Source organism: Ruegeria sp. YTSA105 (genome assembly GCF_059610225.1).
This window is the reverse complement of sequence record NZ_JBXWNE010000009.1, coordinates 67,381-91,633: the sequence shown is the minus strand read 5'-3', so window position 1 is coordinate 91,633 and position 24,253 is coordinate 67,381. Positions and strand designations below refer to the sequence as shown.

Below are 24,253 nucleotides of genomic sequence, written 5' to 3'. Positions count from 1 at the left end.
TTACCCTTGTGGGACGAAGTTCTCGGCAAAGAACTGATACCAGTTCCTGCCCATGATCCCGGCCACTTCGTCATCGTTCAGGCCGGTCGCGCGTAACCCTTGTTCGATGTTCCCAAAATCTCGGTTGTCCTGAAACCAGCCCGGCATGGGCGGAAAGCCTGGTGCCGAAGCGGATCCCTCGCCATAGTCGATTTCCTTGGTCCAGCGGCCAACCCGCATCCATTCCACAATGCTGTCGGGTTGATCCTGACACAGGTCTGTGCCGATCCCCAGATGCTGCGCGCCGTATTTGTCGGCGGCGCGTGCGATCATCTCGCAAAAACTGTCCAGCGTGCAGTCGGATTTATCTTTCAGATGGTGGGGATAAACCGAAAAGCCAAGCATCCCGCCATTTTCCGTCACTGCACGAATGACATCGTCACGCTTGTTACGCAGCGCGGGCGACCAATCATACGGGTTCGCGTGAGTGATGGCTATGGGACGCTCGGACAATTCAGCGGCCTCGATGGTGGAACGGTCCGCCGAATGGCTCATGTCCACTACAAGACCTACGCGGTTCATCTCTTTGATCACCTGCTTGCCCATACGGGTTATGCCTGTGTCATCGGCCTCATAACAGCCGGTCGCCAGCAAGGACTGGTTGTTATAGGTCAGCTGCATGAAACGGGCGCCAAGATCGTGCAGGATTTCGACCAGCCCGATATCGTCTTCGATGGGCGAGGGGTTCTGAAAGCCAAAGAACACAGCCGTCCGGCCCGTTTTACGAGCCGTATCGATATCGCTGGCCCAGCGCCCTTTCATGATCAGGTCCGGGTTTTGTTCGAACCAGCGGTTCCATTTCTCGAAATTCAGAACCGTTTCGCGAAAGTTCTCGTGGTACGAGATGGTGACGTGGATCGCGTCCACGCCCCCGTCACGCAGTTGGCGGAAAATCTTTTCCGACCAGTTGGCATATTGTAGCCCGTCGATCCGCATCACACGGGGCCCGCGCTGATATAGGCGGTTTTGACCGTGGTATAGAACTCGGCCGCAGCCTTACCCTGTTCGCGCGGCCCGTAAGAGCTGTCGCCGCGGCCGCCAAAAGGCACGTGGTAATCGGTGCCTGCAGTGGGCAGGTTCACAGTCACAACACCAGTGCGCGCATTGCGACGGAAATGCGTGGCGCGGGCCAGCGATTTGGTCACGATGCCCGAGGTCAGGCCAAAGTTGGTGTCGTTGACGACGCTCAGCGCTTCGTCATAGCTGCCAACCTTGATGACACTGGTCAGGGGCGCGAACATTTCTTCGCGGTTGATGCGCATGTCGTTGTTGGTGTTCAGAAACACGCCCGGCGACATGTAGAACCCGTCATGAGGCATCTCCAGCCGGGTTCCGCCACAGGCCAGCTCGGCCCCTTCGGATTTGCCCAGATCAACATAGGCCAGGTTTTCGCTCAGTTGCTGTTGGCTGACGACGGGACCCATCTGCACGCCTTCCTCCAGCGCGTGGCCGACCTTCATCGCTTGCGCACCGGCCACCAGCTTTTCGACAAACGCGTCATGGATACCCGCATGCACGACAAGGCGCGAAGACGCCGTACATTTCTGTCCGGTGCCGCCAAACGCTCCTCCCAATGCCAGAGTAACGGCCAGATCCAGATCAGCATCGTCCATCACAGCCAGCGCGTTTTTTGATCCCATTTCCATCTGAACTTTGGTCAGGTTCTGGATGGCGGCTGCTGCGATACCCTTGCCGACCGGGACTGACCCGGTAAAGGAAATTGCATTGACCTTGGGGCTTTCGACCAGGCGTTGCCCGATGCTGCGCCCCGAACCCATAACCAGACTGAACAGACCTTTGGGGATGTCCTGACGTTCGATGATTTCGGTCAGTGCGACAGCGGATGCCGGGGTGATGTTGGCGGGTTTCCACACAACCGCGTTGCCATAACACAGCGCCGGAGCAATCTTCCACGAGGCAGTCGCGGTAGGGAAGTTCCATGGGCTGATGATGGCGACAACGCCGACAGCTTCGCGGCGAACGTCTACTTCGATATCGGGGCGCACAGAATCCGCGTTCTCACCGATTTGACGCAGGCATTCAGCTGCGTAGTAGGTAAAAAACTGCCCAGCGCGGAACACTTCGCCTTTGCCTTCGGCCAGCGGCTTGCCTTCTTCGCGCGCCAAGAGCGTACCCAGTTCTTCGGCCCGGGCCATCATTTCATTGCCGATAGCGTTCAGAACAGCTTGCTTCCGTTCGATGCCATAGGCGGCCCATTCAGCCTGTGCAACACGGGCTTGATCCAGCGTCGCCTCAAGCTGGTCAGCGCTGGCCTGTGCAAACATGCCGACCAGATCGCTCAGGTCCGAAGGATTGCGGTTTTCGATTTCAGACTCACCTGCCAGCCATTCGCCAGCAATCAGATTCAGTTGTGTCACGTTACGCCCCAGTGCGATTTCATTTGACCTAGGATGGATTTTTTGGCGAACATCAGTCAAACTCAATTAAATGAAACAAATTGCAGAAAAACTGAAGTATGGCGATCAAGATTGAAACACTGCGCAGTTTTTGCACGGTTGTGCAGACTGGTAATCTGACCGAGGCCGCCGACCGTCTTGGACGAACGCAATCGGCGGTGTCGATGACGCTGAAGCAGCTTGAGGAGCACCTGGGTAAGAAGCTGTTCGAGGGAGAGCGCAAAAATCGACTGTCAGAAGTGGGTCGGCAGGTTCATGATTTGGCTTTGAAGCAGGTCAGACAGTTCGATCAAACAGTTCAGGATATCGAGGCAATAGCCAGCGCAGAGTACGGCCTGTTGCGGATCGTGTCTGTGCCGTCGGTGGCGGCTCTTGCCTTTCCCAAGGTGCTGAGTCACATGAATAGCCATTTCCCCGATATCAGGATCGAGCTCCGCGATACCGATACACAGCAGGTACTGGACGCAGTTGTGCAAGGAAAAGCGGATATCGGTATTGCATCCGGGTATCTTGCGCTAAACGGGGTCACAGCCACGCCCTTGTTCGAAGACAGGTTTGGGGTGGTTTGCACGGCTGCACACCCGCTGGCACAGCAATCGGAGATGCCAACCATCGAACAGGTGGCTTCGGTTCCCTTCATACGCAATGCTCTGTGCGATCTGGTTCAGTCCCCGCGGTTTCACGCGGCGATTTCGAAGGCCGGTGTGACCATTCAGAACACCCATTCACTGATCGCATTGGTGCGCACCGAGGAATGGGTGACGGTTTTACCGCAAACCGTTGCACGGTCTCTCCCTGAGGCTATCGTCTTCCGTCCTATCGCTGATCTCGAAGATCAAAGGCAGGTGTATCTTTATGTCTCGCAACGCTCGCGCTTTCAAACGCTGACGGACGCGTTTGGGGACTTCATCCTGAAGCAGGATCTTGTACTGGGATCTGAGGACTGACTGGATAAAATCTGTACCCCTGTCTGAGATGGCGCCGCTTAGGGGATATTGATGGCAGACAAGCCCACTCAAGAATCGGCTGCACCTATTTCAGGCGTCATATCGACCAAGATCAGAATAAACCGAATCTAATATTCGAGAAAGACGCATATATTGATTTGTGGCATGTTGTTCTTGATGGGTCATGTGTCGGCATGTTTGAATTTTCCTGTCAAACCGGCGCGCCCGGTAACTGGCTAAGAAAGGGGGATGGAACGTCATCCCGATGTCGTTTGGCAGGCGTACCGCTGCCCATAGGGTAAGAAGAAAAGCGCCTCGAACGCCCAACACGGAGAAATAATATGAACAAACTCACTATGTTACTGGGAGGCGCGTCGATGATAGTCGCTGTGCCTGCTTTTGCTGCTGACATTGTGATCGGTGTGCCGAACTGGCCATCGGTAAATGCAACAGCGCACATTCTAAAGGTTGCGATCGAACAAAATCTGGGGCTAGAGGTCGAGCTTCAGAATGGCACCAACCCGATCGTGTTCGAGGCGATGGATTCCGGCGCCATGCACGTACACCCCGAAGTGTGGATGCCGAACCAGCAGAACCTGCATGACACCTATGTAACCGAAAAGGGTACAGTTACCTTCAATTCCAATGGCGTTGAGGCGTTTCAAGGAATGTGTGTCGACAAAGCGACCGCTGATGCCAATGATATTCGGTCCATTGACGACCTGACCAATCCCGACATCGCGGCACTGTTCGACAGCAATGGCGACGGGCAGGGCGAAGTATGGATCGGTGCCCCCGGCTGGGCGTCGACCAACGTCGAGAAAATCCGGGCCAAATCATATGGCTATGACCAGGTCATGGAACTGACCGAGATAGACGAAACCGTCGCCTATGCGAACCTTGATAACGCGATCAAAGCGGGTGAGCCTTGGGTGGGTTTCTGCTATACGCCGCATTACGTGTTTGAACTGCATGATCTTCAGATCCTGGAAGAGCCGGCCTATGACGCGGCAAAATGGAATGTCCTGCAGCCCACGGATGATCCGGATTGGCTGGAGAAATCCGAAGCAGGTGTCGCCTGGGATTTGGCCTATCTGCACCTTCACTATGCCAAATCTCTTGAGGATGAGTACCCCGAAGTTGCTCGGCTGTTGTCCAACATGAAACTGGATACTGCCGCTGTCTCGGCCATGACTTATGCGCTTGTCATAGATGGCAAAGAGCCGCTCGCATATGCCGAAGAATGGGTCGGTGCGAACGAAGATGCAGTTCTGAACTGGATGTCAGAGTGATCGGTAACGCTCGGAACTGAATTACAGATAGGCCGCCGGGAATGCCTGGCGGCCTGTTTTGCATTGAAGGGGCAAGTATGACCGAAACAGTCGTTAAGCTGACAGATGTCTGGAAGATTTTCGGTGCGCGGGCAGAAGAGGCCATGACCGCAGTACGGGATGAAGGGATTGGAAAGCCTGAAGTTCTTGAAAGGTATAATTGTGTGGTCGGCGTACAGGGTGCGTCTTTCGAAGTCCCGCGCGGCGAAATCTTCTGCATTATGGGTCTTTCGGGATCCGGGAAATCCACGCTGGTGCGCCACGTGAACCGCTTGATCGAGCCGACCTCAGGCAAGATCGAGATTCTGGGCCAGGACGTATCCAAAATATCCGAGGCTGAGCTGCGCCGTATCCGCGCGCAGCAGATCGGGATGGTTTTCCAGCATATGGCGCTGATGCCGCACCGATCTGTCAGAGACAATGTGGCCTATCCTTTGGAAATTCGAAAAGTGTCCAAATCCAAGCGCTGGGCCGTCTCGGACCATGCGCTGGGTTTGGTGGACCTGACCGGGTACGAAGATCGCCTGCCCAAAGAATTGTCGGGCGGGATGCAGCAGCGTGTTGGAATTGCCCGCGCGCTGGCCTCTGATCCGGAAATCCTGTTAATGGACGAGCCCTTTTCTGCGCTCGATCCGCTGATCAGGCTGCAGCTGCAGGACCAGTTCAAAGCGCTGGTCGCCCAGTTGCAGAAGACCACATTGTTCATCACCCATGATCTGGACGAAGCTATCCGCATTGGCCACCGAATTGCGATCATGAAAGATGGTGTCATCGTTCAGATTGGCACACCGGAAGACATCGTGATGAATCCGGCCGATGACTATGTGCGCGAGTTTGTTCAGGGCATATCCAAACTGAAACTGGTCAAGGCGCATTCAATCATGGAGCCACTGGACAGCTATTCCGGCCCGACCGACGGCGCGCCGCGCGCGGATGAGGGGGCCGATCTGGATCAGTTGATCGACCTGGCTGTCGACACGGACCTGCCGGTGATCATCACCGATGCAGGACAGGACGTGGGCGTCGTGACCAAACCGCGCCTGCTGCGCGGAATTCAGGGGGGCAAGAATGACTGATGTAACCACCGAAGTGAAAGTCACCGCCGCCTCGGATATCGAGGTCGACCATGAGGCACTGGATCGGTCCATTCACGAGTTTGCTGGTCCGAATGGGGACTATTACGTCAAGGCGTTTCACAAGATCCATGATGCAACCAGCGCGGTTCCGAATACGTTCAATCTCTGGGCCGGGGTTCTGGGGCCTTTGTGGTCAGCATCACGAGCCATCTGGGGGATGTTCTGGACCTTTCTGATCCTGGAAATCATCGCTTGGGTTCAGATCGGGCGTGGTGCCTGGGGCAATCCGGGCGCTGACATGGTGGAACGTGCTGAACGTCAGCAGGCACGCGCCGACGAGCTGCTGGCGCGGGCGGCCGATGCGACAGAGAAGGCCGATATTGACCGTTTCACCAAGCTGGCAGCGAATATACAGAAAGCCGCCGATGCCAGCTTTGGAAAAGCCGCGGCCGCGCAGTCTGAAGCGCTGAGCATCATGATCACCGGATTGCTGATGCTGCTGGTCTTCAAACTGGCACAGGGCTTCTATGCCGACCGCGTCTATGAAAAACAGTATTCAAAATGGCGGACCGATCCGGACAGTACCGAAAGTGGCCAGTCCAGGCGAAATATGGTGCTGGGGGCTGTGCTTGTTGCGGCGATTGGGCCGTTGATCGTCTACAAATTCACGGTCAATGCTTCGCTGGCCATGTTGGATGCATTCCCCGAAAAAGAAGTGTCAGCACTGATATTGGGTGAGGGCGGCGGGACCCTGTTTTCAAACCTTGCAAGCTGGATGGAGGCGCAGATAGATGCGGCCGCTCTTGCTGGCGGGGACGTATTCGATGGGATTGTCGCTGGGGTTCGGTCGGTTCTGGATGCCCTGACCATTGCGCTGATCGGGTCGCCTTGGCCGGTTGTGATGCTGGTGATATGTGTGACGGCTTGGCGGGCTGCAGGCCCCCGAGTGGCGATCTTCACGGCGTCTTCATTGGCCTATATCGCCTTGCTGGGATATTGGGATGTGGCGATGGAAACCGTGGCGCTGGTCGGTGCGGCGGTGCTGTTATGCGTTGTTTTTGGCATTCCATTGGGCATTTGGTTTGGCAAGTCCAGGCGTGCCTACCGCGCGGCAGAGCCCGTGCTGGACTTGATGCAGACTTTGCCGGCCTTCGTCTATCTGATCCCGATTATCGCCTTCTTTGGCACCGGCAACCCGCCCGGCATTCTGGCCACGATCATCTTTGGCATGCCGCCGGTCATCCGACTGACGGCGCTTGGGATGCGCGGCGTTCCCGACAGTATCAAAGAGGCTGCTGTGGCTTTTGGGGCCTCGAAATGGCAATTGCTGAAGGATGTCGAGATACCTCTGGCCTTGCCGTCGATCATGACCGGGGTGAACCAGACTATCCTGATGTGCCTATCGATGGTGGTGATCATTTCGCTGATCGGTGGCGGAGGGCTGGGCAAGGAAATCCTTGAGGCGTTGCAATATGCAGCCAAGGGGCCTGGCCTGTTGGGCGGCTTTGCCATTTTGTTCCTTGCTATGGTCATGGACCGTATTGTTCAGGGCGCATTCCGGCGAGAAGACGAAAGAATCTGAACTTCTATGCCCTCGGCCCAGGCCGGGGGCATTTTTTTACCGGAGGATGAAATGGTCGACCGCTATGAGCAGTCCATGATGGACAATTTGTACTGGTGGGGCATACCGACGATGTTTCGCTGCCCCAATATCGGACCCGAGGGGCAGGATATTGCACTTGTTGGTGTGCCGCATTCGACCGGAAACGGGACAACCGAAAGGGATCAGCATCTGGGCCCGCGCGCCTTGCGGAATGTCTCGGCGGTACAGCGCAGGGTCCATTCGGTTTTTGAGATCGACCCCTGGAGCCGCGCCAAGATTGCCGATGTCGGCGATGTACCCTTTCCGCGCGCCAACGACAACGAAGACTGCATCGAACGCATTACCGCCTTTTACAAGGACATAGATGCGGCAGGTGCGCGCCCGGTATCCGTTGGCGGTGACCATTCCATTACCGGCGGGATCGTACAGGCGCTGGGATGTGGGAAGCTGGCCGGAGGAGAGCCGATCAGCTTTCTGCATCTGGATGCCCATACGGATGTGTTTACAAAGGTCGATCACTTTTTGGGGGCAAAGAAATCGGCAGCCCATTGGGGGGCTTATCTGGCCGATCAGGGGCAGGTTGATCCAGCCCGTTCGATGCAAATCGGCCTGCGAGGCCATCCGCGCAGCCTGGACTGGCTGCAGCCTTCTTACGACTATGGGTACAACATCGTCACCATGCGCGAATTCCGTCAGCGCGGGCTTGCAGATGTAGTGGCGCAGACCAAAGAGGTTCTAGGCGAACGACCGGTCTATATTACCTTCGATCTGGATTGCCTTGATCCGACAATCGCTCCGGCGGTTTCTAATCTGGAACCGGGCGAAAAGGGGTTCGATATTGATGAGGCCGTGGGTATCCTGCGTGCCGCGCGCGGTTTGAACATTGTCGGCGGTGACGTTGTTTGCATGATGCCGACTAAGGACAGCCCCAACAACATCACCGCCCTGACCGCGGCGGCGGTGATGTTCGAGATGATCTCGATGATTGCCGAAAACACCGGTTAGCGGCGGGCGTCTACGGCCTGTGCCAGAACACACAGTAGCTCGAACATCAGTGAGATGCCCAGCCAGGCCGTGTCCCCAGCGGCATCGAAGGGGGGCGCGACCTCAACCAGATCAGCGCCGACCAGATTGACGCCGCTTAACTGGCGGATCACCTGCTGCGCCTGAAAACTGTTCGGCCCGCCGATCTCTGGCGTGCCGGTGCCGGGGGCATAGGTGGGGTCCACAAAGTCGATGTCATAGGTGCAATAGGTCTGACCTGTTCCGACGATCTCCCGCACCTCCGCCATGACATCGTCAATGCCGCGGTCGAACAGTTCTTCGATGCGGATGATGCGGATGCCCTGTGCCTCGGCCCAATCGATATCGTCTGTGTTATAGGCCGTCCCGCGTATGCCGACTTGGACAAAGCGCTTGGGGTCCACAAGGCCCTCTTCAACGGCACGACGAAACGGTGTGCCATGGGTGTATTTGTAGCCACCGAAATAGCTGTCGAACAGGTCGGTGTGGCTGTCGAATTGAATAAGGCCTAATGGCTCCGACTTGGCCAGAGCGCGCAAGACGGGCAGGGTGGTCAGGTGGTCGCCGCCCGCGGTTAGCGGCGTTATGCCCCGTTCGGTCAGATCGTCATAGAAAGACGTGACTCGGTTCATGGTGTCTTCGATGTCCACCGGGTTCGGCGCGACATCACCCAGATCGGCGCAATTCACCATGGCAAAAGGGGCTACACCGGTGACCGGGTTCATTGCGCGGATCATGGTCGAATAGTCGCGCAACTGCCGAGGCCCGTGCCGCGCGCCTGGGCGGTTTGTGGTGCCGCCATCCCACGGGACCCCGATGATCCCAATATCAACTTCGTTGATCCGGTCGTCCTTGGGGGTCAGTTCGGGAAGGCGCATGAACGTGGGGACACCTGCGAAACGCGCAAGCTCCATTGCCGAGACCGGCTGAAAGAAGGGATTTGTCATGAGGGCCTCATCTGAATGTATGTGCTGCAAGCCTACTGGCTGGGATCGTTCAGCGTAAGTCTAATACAGAATGCGAAACCGTCTGCGGATTTCCGCGTCCTGTTCTTCGGTCAGGTATTGGGGGTGGTGCTTTGCCAGGATGTCCTTTGCGTGCTGGCGGGCGACTGACCAGGCATCGGCGGCCCCTTCGGTCTGCCATGTCCGGGGTTCGGTCCGGTCTGCCAACGCCGGATAGAAGTAGTCCCGCTCCATCGCGGCATAGGTATGGGTGCTGCCCAGAAAATGACCGTCGCCCAGTACCGCCTGGCAAATCGCGTCAAAGCCCAGATTCTCATCGGTCACTTCGATGCCGCGCAACGCGCGATAGGTATGAGAGTGCATTTCGTCGTCAAGAACGAACCCTTCGAAACTGGCGCCCAGCAAGGAAGCGGTCATACCCGAGCTTTCGTAAATCAAGTTGCCCCCGGCCAGTGCCGCGGCCAGCGAGGTCATCCCCTTTTCTGCCCCATATTGGGCGTCGACAGCTTTGGCATCGGTCATTGAGGCGGCCACACCCGAAGGCAGCCCCAGTGCGTTGGTGATCTGCGCCGACGCCGCGTTTAGAATGGCGGTCTCGCCACTGCCGCCTGCGAAAGAACCCGTGCGCAAATCAACGATGAAAGGCCAGTTGGAAAACACCATCGGAAAACCGGGTTTGATCGCATTGACCATGACAAGGCTGGCCAGCGTCTCGGCCAAAGATTGCGCCAGAAACCCGGCGAGTGTCGCCGGTGCAGTGGCGCCCGCCTGTGCGGCGGTGATACAGGACATCGGGATGTTATGGGCGATACATTCATAGACAACGTCCACCGCATCCTCGCCATAGCGCAGCGGTGAAATCACCGGGCTGATATGGGCCTTCAGAAACGGTCGCTTGGCGAACTCACCCGGCCCGCCTGCAACGATGTCGAGCATTTCGACGATTGGGGCCACATGTTCGGCAAGGGTAAACGATGTGGCAATCGGTTTGGTGGTATTGCGCACCAGCGCGTAAACTGTGTTCACATCCAGATCGAAAACATCGGGCAAATCGGTTGCGACACAGCAGCGCGTGAACCAGCTGACATTGGCCAGCGTATCTTGAAGCCGCGTGAAATCATGCAGATCGGCCAGCGTGGAGGGGCGATAGTGACCGCTCTCCAGATCCAGCGTCTGCACCGCCGCACCGCCGGTGCCAAAGAACACACGATTTCCGCCCACTTCGATCGAGCGCGCTTCGTCCCGGCCATGAAACGAGAAAGTCTTGGCAGCGGACCCAATAGCGTCTTCAACCATGTTTCGAGGAAATAGCAGCCGCCCTTGCTGTCCGGATTGTGCACCGGCTGACCGCAGATCGTTGCCCAGCCTGTCCGGGACCTCGCCCATGCCGAGAGTTTCCAGCAGCCTTAAGGCGGTATTGTATATTTGTTTGACTTCGGACTGTGTCAAAGGTTGAAAGCGACCACCGGCTTGACCGGGGGGGCACGGATCTATGGCGGGCTCTGCTGCGCGTTGCGCAAGACGCGCATTTCGACCGCTTCTTTTACTGCCCTTTGACAACGCCCAATCCTTTTCATGTCAGAATTCCCGGAACCGTAAAGGGCGATGCGGGGTCTCTGCAAAAGAGAAATGCGCCTTTCAGAATCCTCAATCGTAGTTTCGATTTTTCAGCACAAGCCATTCGTAAGCTGTTGCGAAGACCCGTTTTCAGCAAAACCTATTAGGGTTCAGAGGAGCAAAGCCAATGAAGTCGCGGACAAAAGTAGTGGTAATTGGTGGCGGGATCGCAGGGTGCTCAACTCTGTATCACCTGACGCAAGAAGGATGGGCAGATGTCGTCCTGGTCGAACGAAACGAGTTGACCTCTGGTACCACCTGGCATTCAGCCGCGCAGGTGACGAATTTTGGAACAAACCAGACCATGGTTGGACTGAAATCCCATTCGATCAAACTGTACCAAGACCTGTCTGCGAATCCCGACTATCCCATCAATTACCACCATGGTGACGGCGGAATCAGGTTGGCGAACACCCAAGCACAAATGCAGGGATACCGTCATTTCGCTTCGATGGCCCGGGGGATGGATGTCCATTTCGAGGTTATTGATGCCGAAGAATGCGCTCGGCGGCACCCTCTGATCTCGACCGAAAACCTAATTGGCGGGCTGTGGGATCCTTTGGACGGGGATATTGATCCGGCTCAGCTGTGTCAGGCGTTGGCCCGGGCTGCACGTTTGGCCGGGGCCGAAGTGTACCGGAATACCCCGGTTGTCGGGTTGATCCAGCACAAGGATGACACCTGGACGGTACAGACCGAACACGGTGATATCGACTGTGACATCGTGGTGAATGCCTGCGGATATCGTGTGAACGAAGTGGGCGCCTTGATGGGAGTGCACCACCCCGTGGCCTCGATGGAGCATCAGTATTTTCTGACGGAAGAAATTCCTGCTATCCGCGATGCCGGCCACCGAATGCCTTTGCTGCGATGTCCGATCAGCGATTTCTACTGTCGACAAGAAAAGAACGGCCTCTTGCTGGGGTTCTATGAACAGGACTGCAAGACCTGGGGCATGGACGGGATCGATCCAAATTTTGTAAATGCGCTTTGCCCGGACGATCTGGACCGCGTGTCGGACGTACTGGAAGGCGCTTTTGCTCGGATGCCTGCGCTGTTAGAGGCCGGGATTCACACGGTCGTCAACGGGCCGATAACCTATACGATTGATGGTGCACCACTTGTCGGGCCGATCCCGGGCAAGCGCAACGCCTTCTGTATTATCGGCCTGCGGGCTGGATTGGGTGAGGGCGGTGGCCATGGTTGGCTGTTGGCCCAGCAGATTGTGCATGGAGAAGCGTGTTATGACACCTGGTGTCTGGACCCGCGCAGGTTCACCGACCATGCGAATGTCGAACTGACGGCACTGAAGGCGGTTGAGGATTATCAAAACGAATTTCGCTTTCATCTCCCGCATGAACACCGCCCCGCGGGGAGGCCCGCCAAGACCACTGCTTTGACCCCGGTTCTGGCGGCCGAGGGCGCCGAATTCACTGTCGTCAATGGATGGGAAAGGGTGGATTACATCAAGCCTGACCCCAGCTTTGAACCGACCCTCAGTTTCGATTTTGACGAAACCTATGATCTGGTCGGGGCCGAGGTGGCAAATGTTCAGTCCAATGTCGGGTTGTCCGAGGTGAATGGTTTCAACCGTATCGAGATTACCGGCGCGGATCGGCATGCCTTTCTGGATCGTCTGTTTTGCGGTGCTGTCACGCGCCGCGACGGCAGGGTTGGGCTGGGCTATCTTTTGAACCATCACGGGATGGTCAAAGCCGAAGCGACTGTGGCGAACCTGCCCGCCAGCGATCGCGGCCCTGCCCGGGTCTGGTATGGCTCGGCGGCGGCAAGTGAATTCCACGATATGGATTGGCTAAAGCAGAACCGCCACCCCGATGAAGACGTGCATTTACGCAGTCTGACCAACGACTGCACCATTCTGATCCTTGCCGGCCCGAAATCACGTGATGTGCTGGCGTCCTGCGCGCGCGGTGATTGGTCCCCGCTGGCTTTTCCATGGCTGAGCGTCAGGGAGTGCTTTGTTGGGTTCGCTCAGGCAACGGTGATGGCGGTAAGTTTTTCTGGCGAACTGGCATATGAAATCCACGTTCCCAACCCTTCGCTTTATAGCGCATATCTGGCGCTGCGGCGGGCTGGAGAGCACTTCGGCCTCAAGTTGTTTGGCGCTCGGGCGATCGACTCCATGCGGATGGAAAAGACGTTCCTGCACTGGAAGGCTGATTTGATCACCGAGTTTGATCCTTTTGAAACAGGTCTGAATCGGTTTGTGAGGTTGGAAAAGGGCGACTTCATCGGGCGCGATGCCCTGCTGAACCGTGATGCTGATGGGCCGCGGAGAAAACTCGTGCCGCTCCGGTTGGAAACCGAACAGGGATCTGCCCATGCCGGAGCTTCGCTGATGCTGGGTGACACGGTTGTCGGGACAATCACCTCGGGCGAGTGGGGGCACCGCACCGGCCTCAATCTTGCCCATGGATTTGTCGATCCGTCACTTGCAGAAATCGGGTGCAAGATAGAGTTGGATCACTGTGGAACACGGGTCAACGCAACCGTGATCGCACCTTCGCCCTATGACCCGGACCATAGCAGGCTCCGGGCTTGACGCAGAACGGGTTGCAAGTTCATCATTGCAATGAGGGGCGTTCTTTGTTTCGCTAGTTTTGATGTAATCGAAACAACGGACTGTAAATGTGCCAAAGTCGCTAAGCCTCCGCTGGCTGGAAGTTTTTCAGTTGGTCGCAAAGTCAGGATCGATCCAACAGGTCGCATCGGAAACCGGTTTGTCTATCAGCACAGTTTCCAATCACCTACGAAGCCTTGAGACCGCGTTGGGCATTGATTTGGTGGATCACGGGCGTCGTCCAATGGGTCTGACACCTGCCGGTGAAGTCTATGCGCGCCATGTCCGCGATGGGCTGATTGTTTTGAAAAAGGCCGAGGCGGAGATCCGGTCGGGTAACTGGCGCCATGCGACGGATTTGAGGCTGGCACTGATTGATGATTTCGACAATCAAATCTCGCCAGACTTGTTTCGGTTTCTTGCGCATGCTTTGCCGCGCTGCAGTTTTCGGCATTTCACACGCCCCAGCCATGAGATCATTGCCAAGTTACAGGAACACAAGCTGGATGCAGGGGTGGCGACCCGACCGTTCGAACGGACCGAGGGCCTGATCGAATACCCGTTGATGCGCGACCCTTTTATCGTTGTTTTGCCCGGAGCGTTCAGTGGCATGCCCGAGGAGATGTTTTCATCAAACGCAGAATTGCCGTTGCTGCGCTATTCGCGTGATTACGTGATCGGCAAGCAAATTGAGATACAGCTCAGGCGAGGTAAATTTGATCTACCCAACAGGTTCGAACTGGAATGCAATCAGTCGATCATAGGATTGGTCGCTGAAGGCACCGGTTGGACCATTACCACGGCCGCAAGTTTTCATAGGGCCCACAGATTTCACGACCAAGTTCGGGTGGTGCCATTTCCCGGCCGAAACTTTGTAAGAACAGTGTCTTTATTCACGACCGACGTATACCCCGAGACCACTTCGAAGCTAATCCAAAGAGCGATGGGAAAGCTCATCCGTCAACATTTTACCGACCCGATGTGCGCAAGTCACGCCTGGTTGAAAGGTGAGTTTCGCACCATGGAAAACGAGGCCGCCTGAAGTCAGCCGGGGCGCCCCAGCGATTGGCGTTCGACCAAATTGGTTCGCAACTGTACATTGCAACTTTCGGTGGGCTTTTCGATCAACCCAACCAGTTCCAGCGCAGCCCGTCGACCCATCTCGCGATGTGGGACATGCACGGTCGTCAAACCTGGATCGGTGATCTGCGCCAGTTCGATATCGTCAAACCCTGTGACGGATACGTCTTGAGGAACTCTAAGCCCCATCTCCTTGGCCCGGCGCGACGCACCGATAGCCAGAACATCGTTCCCGCACAGCACCGCTGTTGGTCGATCTTGCCGCGACATCAGACGGGAAAACGCCTCTGCCCCGTTTTCGATTTCATATGGCGTTTCTACGATCGTCAGCCGGTCATTTGGGATGTTGTTGCGGCGCATTGCTTCTTGCACCCCTTCGATCCTCAGTCGGGCACGGTCGTTTCCGGTGCTGACACCAGAAATCATACCCAGGGTCCGGTGACCCAGCCTGATCACTTGATTTGCCAGTTCGGCCATGGCCGCACGGTTGTCAAATCCGACCGAAGGGACTGGTGCGTCTGCCTGAAACGACCACGCTATCAGAACCGGAATCCTGCGCTTTGCGAGATAGTCATAGATCCGCGAGTCTCGATCATGCCCGATCAGCAGCAACCCATCCGCCCCCCGTGCGACCAGGTTGCGTATCTGCTCTTCTTCGATCTCAGGCTGATAGGCCGAACTAGAGACAAGCAGGGTATAGCCATGCTGGCGCAGCTCTTCCTGAAAGGCCTGAAGTCCACGCGCAAAGATCGCGTTTTCCATGGTGGGAATGATGGCGCCGATGGTGTGCGACCGTCTGGCAGCCATAACACGCGCGGCAAAATTCGGCGTGTATCCCAAAGCGTCAACGGCAGACTGAACCCGATCACGCGTAGCCTGCACCACCAGGTTCGGAGAATTGAGGCAACGTGAAACCGTGGCGGTCGATACGCCCGCGAGTTTCGCAACATCCTCCAGGGTCGGTGCAGTTTTTGCCTTTGGCATTGTCAAACCTGAAATTTGATTTTGCAAATATGTGTAAGCTCTGCGCCGTTCAGGTGAAAGCGAATTGTAACCGCTTACAGAGATTGATTGCTTTGTCGCAGGCAAACCGGTGCTGGCTTGGCTCAGGAAAATACCAACCCGTCGCGAATTTGTGGATGGATATTCAGAACGTAGAAACTTCAAGTATAAAATATTTTTACTTGAAGGGATGGGCCACCTGGTCTAGCGTTTCAGGTAAAGCTGCGAATGGGGGAAGGTAACGATGCGTGTTGCATGTCTCGGCGGCGGGCCGGCTGGCCTCTATTTCGGGATTTCAATGAAGCTCCGCGATCCGGATGCCGAAGTGGTTGTTATCGAGCGAAACCGCCCGGATGACACATTTGGCTGGGGCGTCGTGTTGTCTGATGAGACGCTGGATAATCTTGCCGCCAATGACGCAGCCAGCGCGACGGTGATACGTAAACACTTTGCCTATTGGGATGACGTAGCACTTGTGCATAAAGGTCAGCGCACCGTGTCCAGCGGCCACGGATTTTGCGGGATCGGACGCAAGCAACTGCTGCTCATTTTGCAAGACCGAGCGCGCGAGCTTGGTGTCGAGATGCGCTTTGAGACCGAGGCGGCATCAGCCTCGGACTATATGATGAACTACGACGTCGTTGTGGCTTCGGACGGGCTGAACTCCAAGTCACGGGCCGAGTTCGCAGATGTTTTTCGACCCGATATAGACCAACGACGGTGTCAGTTCGTCTGGCTGGGTACGCATCAGAAGTTTGACGACGCCTTCACCTTTATTTTTGAGGAAACGCCAAAGGGCTGGGTCTGGGCACATGCCTATCAGTTCGACCGGGATACGGCGACTTTCATCGTGGAATGCTCGCAACAGACCTTCGATGCTTTTGGGTTTGGTGAGATGACCAAGCAAGAGTCCATCGCTTTGTGCGAAGACATTTTCAAAGATCATTTGGGCGGCCATCCCTTGATGAGCAATGCCAGTCATATCCGCGGCTCGGCCTGGCTGCGGTTTCCTAGGGTCTTGTGCGAAAAATGGAGTTACAAAAACCTGGTATTGCTGGGAGATGCCGCAGCGACCGCACATTTTTCCATTGGCTCGGGAACAAAGCTGGCACTGGAAAGCGCTATAGCGCTGGCTGACTTCGTCCATAAAGAAGATACGCCTGAAGCGGCTTTCGCGCGGTATGAGGACGAGCGTCGTCTTGAAGTGTTGCGCCTGCAATCGGCAGCGCGGAACTCGGTCGAATGGTTCGAGAATGTCGAACTTTACCTCGATCAGGATTCGGTTCAGTTGAATTACGCGATGCTGACACGGTCTCAGCGGATCAGCCACGAGAACCTGCGCCAACGCGATGCCAACTGGCTGGGGCATGCCGAGGCCTGGTTCATGCAGCAGTCTGGGGGCGCTGCTGATGGTATGGCCCGGCCCCCGATGTTTGCGCCATTTCGCCTGCGGGGGATGCAGTTAAAGAACCGGATCGTAGTGTCACCCATGGCACAGTACAAGGCGGTTGATGGGTGCCCGGTTGACTGGCACCTGATCCATTACGGTGAAAGGGCCAAAGGTGGCGCCGGGCTGGTATACACCGAAATGACCTGTGTCAGCGCCGAAGGCCGGATCACCCCAGGATGCCCGGGGCTTTATGAGCCCGAACACGAGGCCGCATGGGCTCGACTCACCGAATTTGTCCATGCGGAAACCGACGCCAAAATATGCTGTCAAATCGGCCATTCGGGCCGCAAAGGTTCAACCTGCATCGGGTGGGAAGGAATGGACCAGCCGCTGAAGGAAGGAAACTGGCCTTTGATATCAGCTTCGGCCATCCCTTGGTCCGACGGTAACGCTGTGCCCAGCGCGATGGATCGTGCAGATATGGATAGGGTCACGTCCCAATTTGTGACAGCAGCCCGGATGGCAGATCGTGCTGGGTTTGACATGATCGAACTGCATGCGGCGCATGGCTACCTCATCTCGTCCTTTATCTCTCCTTTGTCGAACACGCGCGACGACATGTATGGGGGCAGTCTTGAAAACCGTATGCGTTATCCGCTTGAAGTTTTTTCAGCTATGCGGACGACCTGGCCCAAAAATAAGCCGATGGCGGTGCGCATTTCTGCCAATGACTGGGTCGGACCTACTGGCGTGACGCCGCAACAAGCTGTGGATATAGCGGCGATGTTCGATGCGGCGGGTGCAGATATCGTGGATGTTTCCGCCGGGCAGACTTCGACCGATGCTAACCCGGTTTACGGCCGTATGTTCCAGACCCCTTTCGCGGACCGCATTAGAAACGAATGCGGCATCAGTACTATGGCGGTGGGGAACATCTATGAAGCCGATCACGTAAATTCGATTCTCATGGCCGGTCGTGCGGATCTGGTGTGCCTTGCCCGGCCTCATCTGAACGATCCGTACTGGACCTTGCACGCGGCTACGGCGTTGGGGGACCGGCAGGAAACTTGGCCCCGCCCCTATGAAGCCGGGCGGGATCAGGCTTGGCGCCTGGCAGATCGCATGGCGGAAACGGCGGGTGAAGTATGAAACATGTCGTCATAACCGGCGGCGGCACCGGCGTTGGTGCGGCTATAGCCCAAGATTTCGCGAATGGCGGAGCAGCCGTTACCATTTTGGGCCGTACAGAGGCCAAGCTGCAGCAGCAAGCCTTGCCGTATGTCCTTTGTGATGTGACCGATGACAAGCAGGTCCTAGCTGCTATTGAAACAGCACGGGCAGAACGCGGCCCGATTTCAATAGCGATTGCGAATGCCGGCGCGGCCCATTCGCTTCCGTTTCATCGGATGACCGCCGATGATCTGCGGACCCTGACGGATGTGAATCTGGTGGGTGTTTTCAATCTATGGCAGGCGGCTTTGCCTGACATGCAAGCCGCAGGAGCGGGCCGTCTGATTGCCATCGCGTCCACCGCCGGATTGAAGGGCTATCCTTATGTTTCCGGCTATTGTGCGACAAAACATGCGGTGGTCGGGCTGACGCGGTCTCTGGCGGTCGAACTTGCGGCGACGGGCATCACCGTCAATGCGGTTTGTCCGGGGTTTGTGGAAACGCCGATGCTGGATCGCTCGATTGCGAACATCGTCGAGAAGACGGGAATGAGCGCGGAAAATGCGGTGAAAAGCCTGAAAAAGATAAACCCACAGGGTCGTTTCATCCAGGTCGAAGACGTAGCGGGTGCCGTGAGGTGGTTGTGCTCGGATGCGGCAAATTCAGTCAATGGCCACGCGCTTAGCCTGTCCGGAGGCGAGATATGAACCCAAACCCGCTTCAAGCACCATTGGAAGATCCATCCAAAGAGAGGTTGCGGTTATGGTTGCGGCTGCTCAAGACCACGCGTGGCATCGAGGCAGCGCTAAGAGAGAACCTCAGGTTAGAGTTCGACACGACACTGCCGCGTTTCGACGTGATGGCAGCCCTGTCGCGGTTCGAAGATGGGCTGAAGATGAGCGAAATCTCGGGTGCGCTGCGCGTTTCGAACGGGAATGTGACCGGAATCGTGGATCGGCTGGCTGATGACGGCCTGCTCGTGCGCGTACCTGTGCCTGGGGATCGTCGTGCCCATCGCGTACGCATGACACAAAAAGGATGCGAGGAATTCGCACGTCAGGCCGCGGCGCATGAGGCGTGGATATCCGATATGCTTGGCCAGTTTTCCGCCGAGGACGCCCGCACTCTGACAACCGAATTCACTATTTCGGAGGAAATCGATGGCCAGTGACGTCAAACATTTTCGCTGCGAAATCCGGAACCGGGTTGCAACGATTGCACTGAACCGACCAGAGCGTAAGAACCCTTTGACCTTCGACAGCTATGCCGAACTGCGCGATTGGTTCAGGGATCTGGTCTATTCAGAAGAGGTAGATGCAGTGGTGTTCGCCTCAAATGGTGGCAATTTCAGCTCGGGCGGCGATGTGCACGATATCATCGGTCCGCTAACGCGCATGAAGATGAAGGACCTGTTGCTCTTCACGCGAATGACCGGAGATCTCGTCAAGGCGATTGTGAATTGTGGCAAGCCGGTGATTGCTGCAGTGGACGGTATTTGCGTGGGGGCCGGGGCCATCATCGCTATGGCTGCGGATTTGCGTATCGCCACCCCGCAGGCCAAATGTGCATTCCTGTTCACGCGGGTGGGGCTGGCAGGGTGCGATATGGGGGCCTGCGCCATCCTGCCCCGTATCATCGGGCAGGGGCGTACGGCCGAACTGCTCTATACCGGACGCAGCATGACCGCTGATGAGGGGCTTTCCTGGGGGTTCTACAATGCGGTGGTTGATCCATCCGAGCTTGACGCTACCGCGCAATCTCTGGCTGACCGTATCGTGGCAGGCCCCAATTTTGCGCATATGATGACCAAGACCATGCTGGCGCAGGAGTGGTCTATGTCGATCGAACAGGCAATCGAAGCAGAGGCGCAGGCCCAGGCGATCTGTATGCAAACCGGAGATTTTGAACGCGCCTACAAGGCCTTTGTTGCAAAAGACAAACCAGTATTCGAGGGCGATTGATGGCAGATCAGAGCTTTCTTTCGTGGCCATTCTTTGACCCTCATCACCGGGGCTGGGCGGATCGGGTGCAAGACGTCGCTCGGGGACTAGCTATTGACCATGGCGACCCGGACCAGGCTTGTCGCGATCTGGTCCGCCAGCTGGGCGACGCAGGGCTGCTGCAGCCTACTTCGGACGAAAGCGGCCATTTGGATGTCAGGACGCTGTGCCTCAGCCGTGAAACACTTGCCCGCCATGATGGGTTGGCCGATTTCGCCTTTGCAATGCAGGGGCTTGGAACCGGTGCGATCTCGTTGTTCGGCTCAAAAGGCCAAAAGGCGCATTGGCTGCCGCAAACGCGCTCTGGTCAGGCTATCGCGGCCTTTGCATTGACTGAACCTCAATCGGGGTCGGATGTGGCAAATTCGACAATGACGGCTATCCGTGATGGCAACGACTTTGTCCTGAACGGTGAAAAGACATGGATATCGAACGGGGGTATCGCAGATGTCTACACCCTGTTCGCCCGTACTGGCGAGGCACCCGGGGCCAAAGGGTTATCAGCTTTTATCATCACTCCTGATCTGAAGGGTTTCGAAGTTGTCGGGCGACTGGACACAATCGCGCCACACCCATTGGCGACTTTGCGTTTCAATGATGTGCGTGTGCCGGCTAGCGCGATGATCGGTCAAGCTGGCGCAGGATTTCGTATTGCAATGTCTGTGCTGGACCTGTTCCGCCCGACGGTGGCCGCCGCTGCGCTGGGATTTGCACGACGCGCGCTGGATGAGGCGCTGACACGGGTATCGGAACGGCAGGTGCAAGGCGCCCCGTTGTTTGATTTGCAGATGGTGCAGGGACACATCGCCGAGATGGCATTAGATGTCGATGCTTCGGCGCTTTTGATCTATCGGGCAGCGTGGGCCAAGGACAGCGGAGCGGCGCGCATCACACGTGAGGCGGCGATGGCCAAGCTGTTTGCTACCGATCAGGCGCAGTTGATTATCGACAAGGCGGTTCAGTTGTTTGGTGGCGACGGGGTGCGTTCTGGGATGGCGGTTGAATCTCTGTACCGAGAAATCCGTGCCTTGCGCATCTACGAGGGCGCCTCGGACGTTCAAAAAGTAATCATTGCACGTCAGACGATGGCCGCGCACATGGAGGGAAGGTGATGCTTGGACCGTCTGCACATACCGACACGTTCAGCCGCGATAACCTGCCCCCCCAGGATCAGTGGCCCGACTTCCTGTTGGCGGGTTTTGCATATTCCGATCATGTGAATGCAGCATATGAGCTGACCGATGCCATGGTTGCCAAGGGCTTTGGTGATCATACCGCTTTGATCGGCAATGGTCGGCAACGAACTTATAAAGAGCTCAGCGACTGGACCAACAGGCTGGCACATGTATTGGTCGTTGACTTGGGGGTCGAGCCGGGAAACCGGGTGCTGATCCGATCGGCTAACAATCCGGCAATGGTTGCGTGCTGGCTTGCCGCAACCAAGGTGGGTGCGGTCGTCGTCAATACTATGCCGATGTTGCGCGCTGCAGAACTGACGAAAATTGTCGATAAGGCGGAAATCCAGTTTGCATTATGTGATACCCGGCTGATCGACGAAATGCAGTCCTGCGCCAGTGATAGCCGGTTCCTGCAGCGGGTTGTCGGGTTCGACGGAACTTCAAACCACGATGCCGAGCTTGATCGTCTAGCACTTGAAAAACCGGTACAGTTCGATTGCGTTAAAACCGGGCGCGACGACGTGGCCTTGTTGGGTTTCACCTCCGGCTCGACAGGTGAGCCCAAGGCCACCATGCATTTTCACAGAGATATTCTGATCATTGCCGACAGCTATGCGCGTGAGGTGTTGCAGGTCGTTCCGGAGGACGTTTTTGTTGGTTCTCCACCTTTGGCCTTCACATTCGGGTTGGGTGGTCTGGCGGTGTTTCCGTTGCGGTTCGGCGCGACTGCAACCCTGTTAGAACAAGCCTCGCCTGCGGGCATGATCGAGATAATCGAAAAATACAAAGCGACTGTCTGTTTCACTGCGCCAACCGCCTATCGGGTCATGCTGCAGGCGATGGATGACGGTGTTGATCTGTCTAGTCTGCGTGCGGCTGTGTCGGCGGGCGAGACCTTACCACAGCCAATCTATGACGAGTGGATTTCCAAGACAGGCAAACCAATGCTCGACGGGATCGGCGCGACCGAGATGTTGCACATCTTTATTTCAAACCGGTTTGACGATCACCGCCCAGCCAGTACCGGCAGGCCGGTTACCGGATATGAGGCCAAAGTACTAAACCCAGACGGAACTGAAGCTGCAGTTGGGGATATCGGACGCCTGGCTGTTCGTGGTCCGACAGGGTGCCGGTATCTGAATGATAAGCGGCAGGCGGGTTATGTGACAGATGGGTGGAATATCACTGGTGACAGCTTTTATCGGGACGCAGAGGGGTATTTTCATTTTTCTGCGCGCAATGACGACATGATTATCTCGGCCGGATACAACATAGCCGGACCCGAAGTCGAAGCCGCACTTCTGGCGCATGAAGCCGTTGCGGAATGCGCGGTGATCGGCGTCCCAGATGCTGAGAGGGGTAATATTGTCCAAGCACATGTTGTTCTGGCTTCAGGTACGGCTGATGACGCTATGCGCGAAGCCCTTCAGGCTCATGTGAAATCTATGATTGCCCCGTATAAATACCCGCGCTCGATCCGGTTCTGCGATGGTTTGCCCAAAACCGCGACCGGAAAAATCCAGCGTTTCCGCCTGAAATCATGATCAATGTATGTAGAATATAGCGGGCAGAAAGAATGTAAGAAAAAGACCGAATTGCCAAAGGCATAGACCGAACGTTGAGAATAATGACATAAATCGCGTTCATAGGACCAACGAAGGGAGAAGACGATGAAGAGACTATTGGCGGCTGCAGCGATCACCGCGCTGTGCGCGACGGGTGTTACAGCGGAAGTTAAGGTGGGGATGATCACAACGCTTTCAGGCGGCGGGGCCGGTTTGGGCATCGACGTACGGGATGGGTTCATGCTTGCGATTGCTCAATCGGGGCGGGATGATATCGAGGTGGTGATCGAAGACGACCAGCGCAAACCGGATATCGCGGTACAGCTGTCAGACAAGATGATCCAATCCGAACGTGTAGATGTGATGACCGGTATCATCTGGTCAAACCTGGCGATGGCGGTTGTGCCAGCCGCCGTGAACCAGGACGTTTTCTATCTGTCACCCAATGCGGGCCCGTCACCTCTAGCGGGGAAGGGCTGTCACCAGAACTATTTCAACGTTGCCTGGCAGAACGACAACCTGCACGAGGCCGCGGGCGCATACGCCAATGGTGCGGGTTACAAGAGCAGCTTCATACTTGCTCCGAATTACCCGGCGGGTGTCGACGCGCTGACAGGCTATAAACGCTTTTTCGAAGGTGATCTGGCCGGTGAGATCTATACCGAGCTTGGCCAGACTGATTATGCAGCTGAAATCGCGCAAATCCGCGCAAGCGATGCGGATAGCGTCTTTTTCTTCCTGCCCGGCGGGATGGGGATTTCGTTTCTGAAGCAATATGCCGACAGCGGGATCGATCTTCCAGTTGTTGGCCCAGCCTTCAGCTTTGATCAGGGCATTCTGCAGGCGGTAGGCGATGCGGCGCTGGGCGTGGTGAACACTTCGCAGTGGAACAAGGATATCGACAACCCGACCAACGCTGCCTTTGTCGAAAGCTTTCAGGCAGAATACGGACGTCTGCCCTCGCTTTACGCCAGTCAGGGATTCGATACCGCTAACCTGTTGCTTGCCGCGCTTGACAAGGCTGACCCGTCAGATGCGGATGCCTTCCGCGAAGCGCTGAGGGCGGCGGATTTCAACAGCACACGAGGGGATTTCAGCTTTGGCCCGAACCATCATCCGGTTCAGACCATCTATGCGCGCGAAGTGATCAAAGAAGGTGATGTATTTACCAATAAGATCCTTGGCGTAGCTCTTGAAAACCACTCTGATGCCTACGCGGCCGAGTGCAAAATGTAACTGAATTTCTGCCTGCCCCTAAAAGTGGGCGGG

19 protein-coding genes are annotated in these 24,253 nt (G+C 56.5%); 14 read left to right on the top strand and 5 right to left on the bottom strand.

Annotated features, from left to right (window positions below; translation table 11 throughout):
* Both AC2FH2_RS12915 and AC2FH2_RS12910 read right to left on the bottom strand, forming a co-directional pair.
* Positions 1–975: a membrane dipeptidase gene (locus AC2FH2_RS12915; RefSeq protein ID WP_281973181.1), complete on the bottom strand. Its 975-nt coding sequence runs from the start codon at positions 973–975 to the stop codon at positions 1–3.
* On the bottom strand, positions 975–2,417 hold the full coding sequence (locus AC2FH2_RS12910; RefSeq protein ID WP_496692979.1) for an aldehyde dehydrogenase family protein: 1,443 nt from the start codon (positions 2,415–2,417) through the stop codon (positions 975–977). Before AC2FH2_RS12910 ends, AC2FH2_RS12915 begins: the two co-directional genes overlap by 1 nt.
* Before the next feature lie 98 nt (positions 2,418–2,515).
* Between AC2FH2_RS12910 and AC2FH2_RS12905 the strand changes: the two genes are divergently transcribed.
* From AC2FH2_RS12905 to AC2FH2_RS12885, 5 genes are all read left to right on the top strand, one after another.
* Complete coding sequence (locus AC2FH2_RS12905) at positions 2,516–3,403, top strand: LysR family transcriptional regulator (RefSeq protein ID WP_142637763.1); 888 nt, start codon at positions 2,516–2,518, stop codon at positions 3,401–3,403.
* Positions 3,404–3,744: 341 nt separating this feature from the next.
* Positions 3,745–4,695 (top strand): ABC transporter substrate-binding protein, encoded by a 951-nt coding sequence (locus tag AC2FH2_RS12900; protein ID WP_271949984.1) that lies wholly within the window; start codon positions 3,745–3,747, stop codon positions 4,693–4,695.
* Positions 4,696–4,772: 77 nt separating this feature from the next.
* On the top strand, positions 4,773–5,810 hold the full coding sequence (locus AC2FH2_RS12895; protein ID WP_142637767.1) for a quaternary amine ABC transporter ATP-binding protein: 1,038 nt from the start codon (positions 4,773–4,775) through the stop codon (positions 5,808–5,810).
* On the top strand, positions 5,803–7,392 hold the full coding sequence (locus AC2FH2_RS12890) for an ABC transporter permease (protein ID WP_271949986.1): 1,590 nt from the start codon (positions 5,803–5,805) through the stop codon (positions 7,390–7,392). Before AC2FH2_RS12895 ends, AC2FH2_RS12890 begins: the two co-directional genes overlap by 8 nt.
* Positions 7,393–7,443: 51 nt before the next feature.
* Positions 7,444–8,418: an arginase family protein gene (locus AC2FH2_RS12885; RefSeq protein WP_496701259.1), complete on the top strand. Its 975-nt coding sequence runs from the start codon at positions 7,444–7,446 to the stop codon at positions 8,416–8,418.
* On the opposite strand, the gene speB is transcribed toward AC2FH2_RS12885, so the two are convergent.
* Together speB and AC2FH2_RS12875 are read right to left on the bottom strand one after the other, a co-directional pair.
* Positions 8,415–9,383, bottom strand: a complete 969-nt coding sequence (gene speB / locus AC2FH2_RS12880; protein WP_496823840.1) for an agmatinase — start codon at positions 9,381–9,383, stop codon at positions 8,415–8,417. The genes AC2FH2_RS12885 and speB overlap by 4 nt on opposite strands.
* A gap of 60 nt (positions 9,384–9,443) precedes the next feature.
* A complete protein-coding gene (locus AC2FH2_RS12875) occupies positions 9,444–10,961 on the bottom strand; it encodes a trimethylamine methyltransferase family protein (protein ID WP_496823838.1) in 1,518 nt (505 codons plus the stop codon).
* A gap of 184 nt (positions 10,962–11,145) precedes the next feature.
* Between AC2FH2_RS12875 and AC2FH2_RS12870 the strand changes: the two genes are divergently transcribed.
* Together AC2FH2_RS12870 and AC2FH2_RS12865 are read left to right on the top strand one after the other, a co-directional pair.
* On the top strand, positions 11,146–13,581 hold the full coding sequence (locus AC2FH2_RS12870; protein ID WP_496823836.1) for a GcvT family protein: 2,436 nt from the start codon (positions 11,146–11,148) through the stop codon (positions 13,579–13,581).
* Between the two features lie 88 nt (positions 13,582–13,669).
* Positions 13,670–14,641 (top strand): LysR family transcriptional regulator, encoded by a 972-nt coding sequence (locus AC2FH2_RS12865; RefSeq protein WP_271949993.1) that lies wholly within the window; start codon positions 13,670–13,672, stop codon positions 14,639–14,641.
* Positions 14,642–14,643: 2 nt separating this feature from the next.
* Here AC2FH2_RS12865 and AC2FH2_RS12860 read toward each other — a convergent pair whose 3' ends face one another.
* Positions 14,644–15,663 carry a LacI family DNA-binding transcriptional regulator gene (locus tag AC2FH2_RS12860; RefSeq protein WP_496823834.1) on the bottom strand — a complete coding sequence of 340 codons (1,020 nt, stop codon included), beginning with the start codon at positions 15,661–15,663 and terminating at the stop codon, positions 14,644–14,646.
* 262 nt (positions 15,664–15,925) lie between these two features.
* Between AC2FH2_RS12860 and AC2FH2_RS12855 the strand changes: the two genes are divergently transcribed.
* The 7 genes from AC2FH2_RS12855 to AC2FH2_RS12825 all read left to right on the top strand — a co-directional run bounded on the left by AC2FH2_RS12855 (position 15,926) and on the right by AC2FH2_RS12825 (position 24,220).
* A complete protein-coding gene (locus tag AC2FH2_RS12855; protein ID WP_496823832.1) occupies positions 15,926–18,220 on the top strand; it encodes a bifunctional salicylyl-CoA 5-hydroxylase/oxidoreductase in 2,295 nt (764 codons plus the stop codon).
* Positions 18,217–18,948, top strand: coding sequence for an SDR family NAD(P)-dependent oxidoreductase (locus AC2FH2_RS12850; RefSeq protein WP_281973173.1), 732 nt, complete (start codon positions 18,217–18,219; stop codon positions 18,946–18,948). Before AC2FH2_RS12855 ends, AC2FH2_RS12850 begins: the two co-directional genes overlap by 4 nt.
* Positions 18,945–19,412: a MarR family winged helix-turn-helix transcriptional regulator gene (locus AC2FH2_RS12845; protein WP_496823830.1), complete on the top strand. Its 468-nt coding sequence runs from the start codon at positions 18,945–18,947 to the stop codon at positions 19,410–19,412. Before AC2FH2_RS12850 ends, AC2FH2_RS12845 begins: the two co-directional genes overlap by 4 nt.
* Positions 19,402–20,202 carry an enoyl-CoA hydratase family protein gene (locus tag AC2FH2_RS12840; protein ID WP_271949998.1) on the top strand — a complete coding sequence of 267 codons (801 nt, stop codon included), beginning with the start codon at positions 19,402–19,404 and terminating at the stop codon, positions 20,200–20,202. The genes AC2FH2_RS12845 and AC2FH2_RS12840 overlap by 11 nt, the downstream gene beginning before the upstream one ends.
* Entirely contained in the window at positions 20,202–21,353 is a 1,152-nt protein-coding gene (locus tag AC2FH2_RS12835; RefSeq protein ID WP_271950000.1) for an acyl-CoA dehydrogenase family protein, read from the top strand. Before AC2FH2_RS12840 ends, AC2FH2_RS12835 begins: the two co-directional genes overlap by 1 nt.
* Entirely contained in the window at positions 21,353–22,963 is a 1,611-nt protein-coding gene (locus tag AC2FH2_RS12830; protein WP_496823828.1) for an AMP-binding protein, read from the top strand. The genes AC2FH2_RS12835 and AC2FH2_RS12830 overlap by 1 nt, the downstream gene beginning before the upstream one ends.
* 126 nt (positions 22,964–23,089) lie before the next feature.
* Positions 23,090–24,220: an ABC transporter substrate-binding protein gene (locus tag AC2FH2_RS12825; RefSeq protein WP_271950002.1), complete on the top strand. Its 1,131-nt coding sequence runs from the start codon at positions 23,090–23,092 to the stop codon at positions 24,218–24,220.
* Positions 24,221–24,253: the final 33 nt, after the last annotated feature.

What these genes read in the sequence shown, in the direction of transcription:
- AC2FH2_RS12915 (WP_281973181.1), bottom strand. Translation starts at nt 975, where the DNA reads ATGCGGATCGACGGGCTACAATATGCCAACTGGTCGGAAAAGATTTTC.
- AC2FH2_RS12905 (WP_142637763.1), top strand. Translation starts at nt 2,516, where the DNA reads ATGGCGATCAAGATTGAAACACTGCGCAGTTTTTGCACGGTTGTGCAG.
- AC2FH2_RS12900 (WP_271949984.1), top strand. Translation starts at nt 3,745, where the DNA reads ATGAACAAACTCACTATGTTACTGGGAGGCGCGTCGATGATAGTCGCT.
- AC2FH2_RS12895 (WP_142637767.1), top strand. Translation starts at nt 4,773, where the DNA reads ATGACCGAAACAGTCGTTAAGCTGACAGATGTCTGGAAGATTTTCGGT.
- AC2FH2_RS12890 (WP_271949986.1), top strand. Translation starts at nt 5,803, where the DNA reads ATGACTGATGTAACCACCGAAGTGAAAGTCACCGCCGCCTCGGATATC.
- AC2FH2_RS12885 (WP_496701259.1), top strand. Translation starts at nt 7,444, where the DNA reads ATGGTCGACCGCTATGAGCAGTCCATGATGGACAATTTGTACTGGTGG.
- speB (WP_496823840.1), bottom strand. Translation starts at nt 9,383, where the DNA reads ATGACAAATCCCTTCTTTCAGCCGGTCTCGGCAATGGAGCTTGCGCGT.
- AC2FH2_RS12870 (WP_496823836.1), top strand. Translation starts at nt 11,146, where the DNA reads ATGAAGTCGCGGACAAAAGTAGTGGTAATTGGTGGCGGGATCGCAGGG.
- AC2FH2_RS12860 (WP_496823834.1), bottom strand. Translation starts at nt 15,663, where the DNA reads ATGCCAAAGGCAAAAACTGCACCGACCCTGGAGGATGTTGCGAAACTC.
- AC2FH2_RS12855 (WP_496823832.1), top strand. Translation starts at nt 15,926, where the DNA reads ATGCGTGTTGCATGTCTCGGCGGCGGGCCGGCTGGCCTCTATTTCGGG.
- AC2FH2_RS12850 (WP_281973173.1), top strand. Translation starts at nt 18,217, where the DNA reads ATGAAACATGTCGTCATAACCGGCGGCGGCACCGGCGTTGGTGCGGCT.
- AC2FH2_RS12845 (WP_496823830.1), top strand. Translation starts at nt 18,945, where the DNA reads ATGAACCCAAACCCGCTTCAAGCACCATTGGAAGATCCATCCAAAGAG.
- AC2FH2_RS12840 (WP_271949998.1), top strand. Translation starts at nt 19,402, where the DNA reads ATGGCCAGTGACGTCAAACATTTTCGCTGCGAAATCCGGAACCGGGTT.
- AC2FH2_RS12835 (WP_271950000.1), top strand. Translation starts at nt 20,202, where the DNA reads ATGGCAGATCAGAGCTTTCTTTCGTGGCCATTCTTTGACCCTCATCAC.
- AC2FH2_RS12830 (WP_496823828.1), top strand. Translation starts at nt 21,353, where the DNA reads ATGCTTGGACCGTCTGCACATACCGACACGTTCAGCCGCGATAACCTG.
- AC2FH2_RS12825 (WP_271950002.1), top strand. Translation starts at nt 23,090, where the DNA reads ATGAAGAGACTATTGGCGGCTGCAGCGATCACCGCGCTGTGCGCGACG.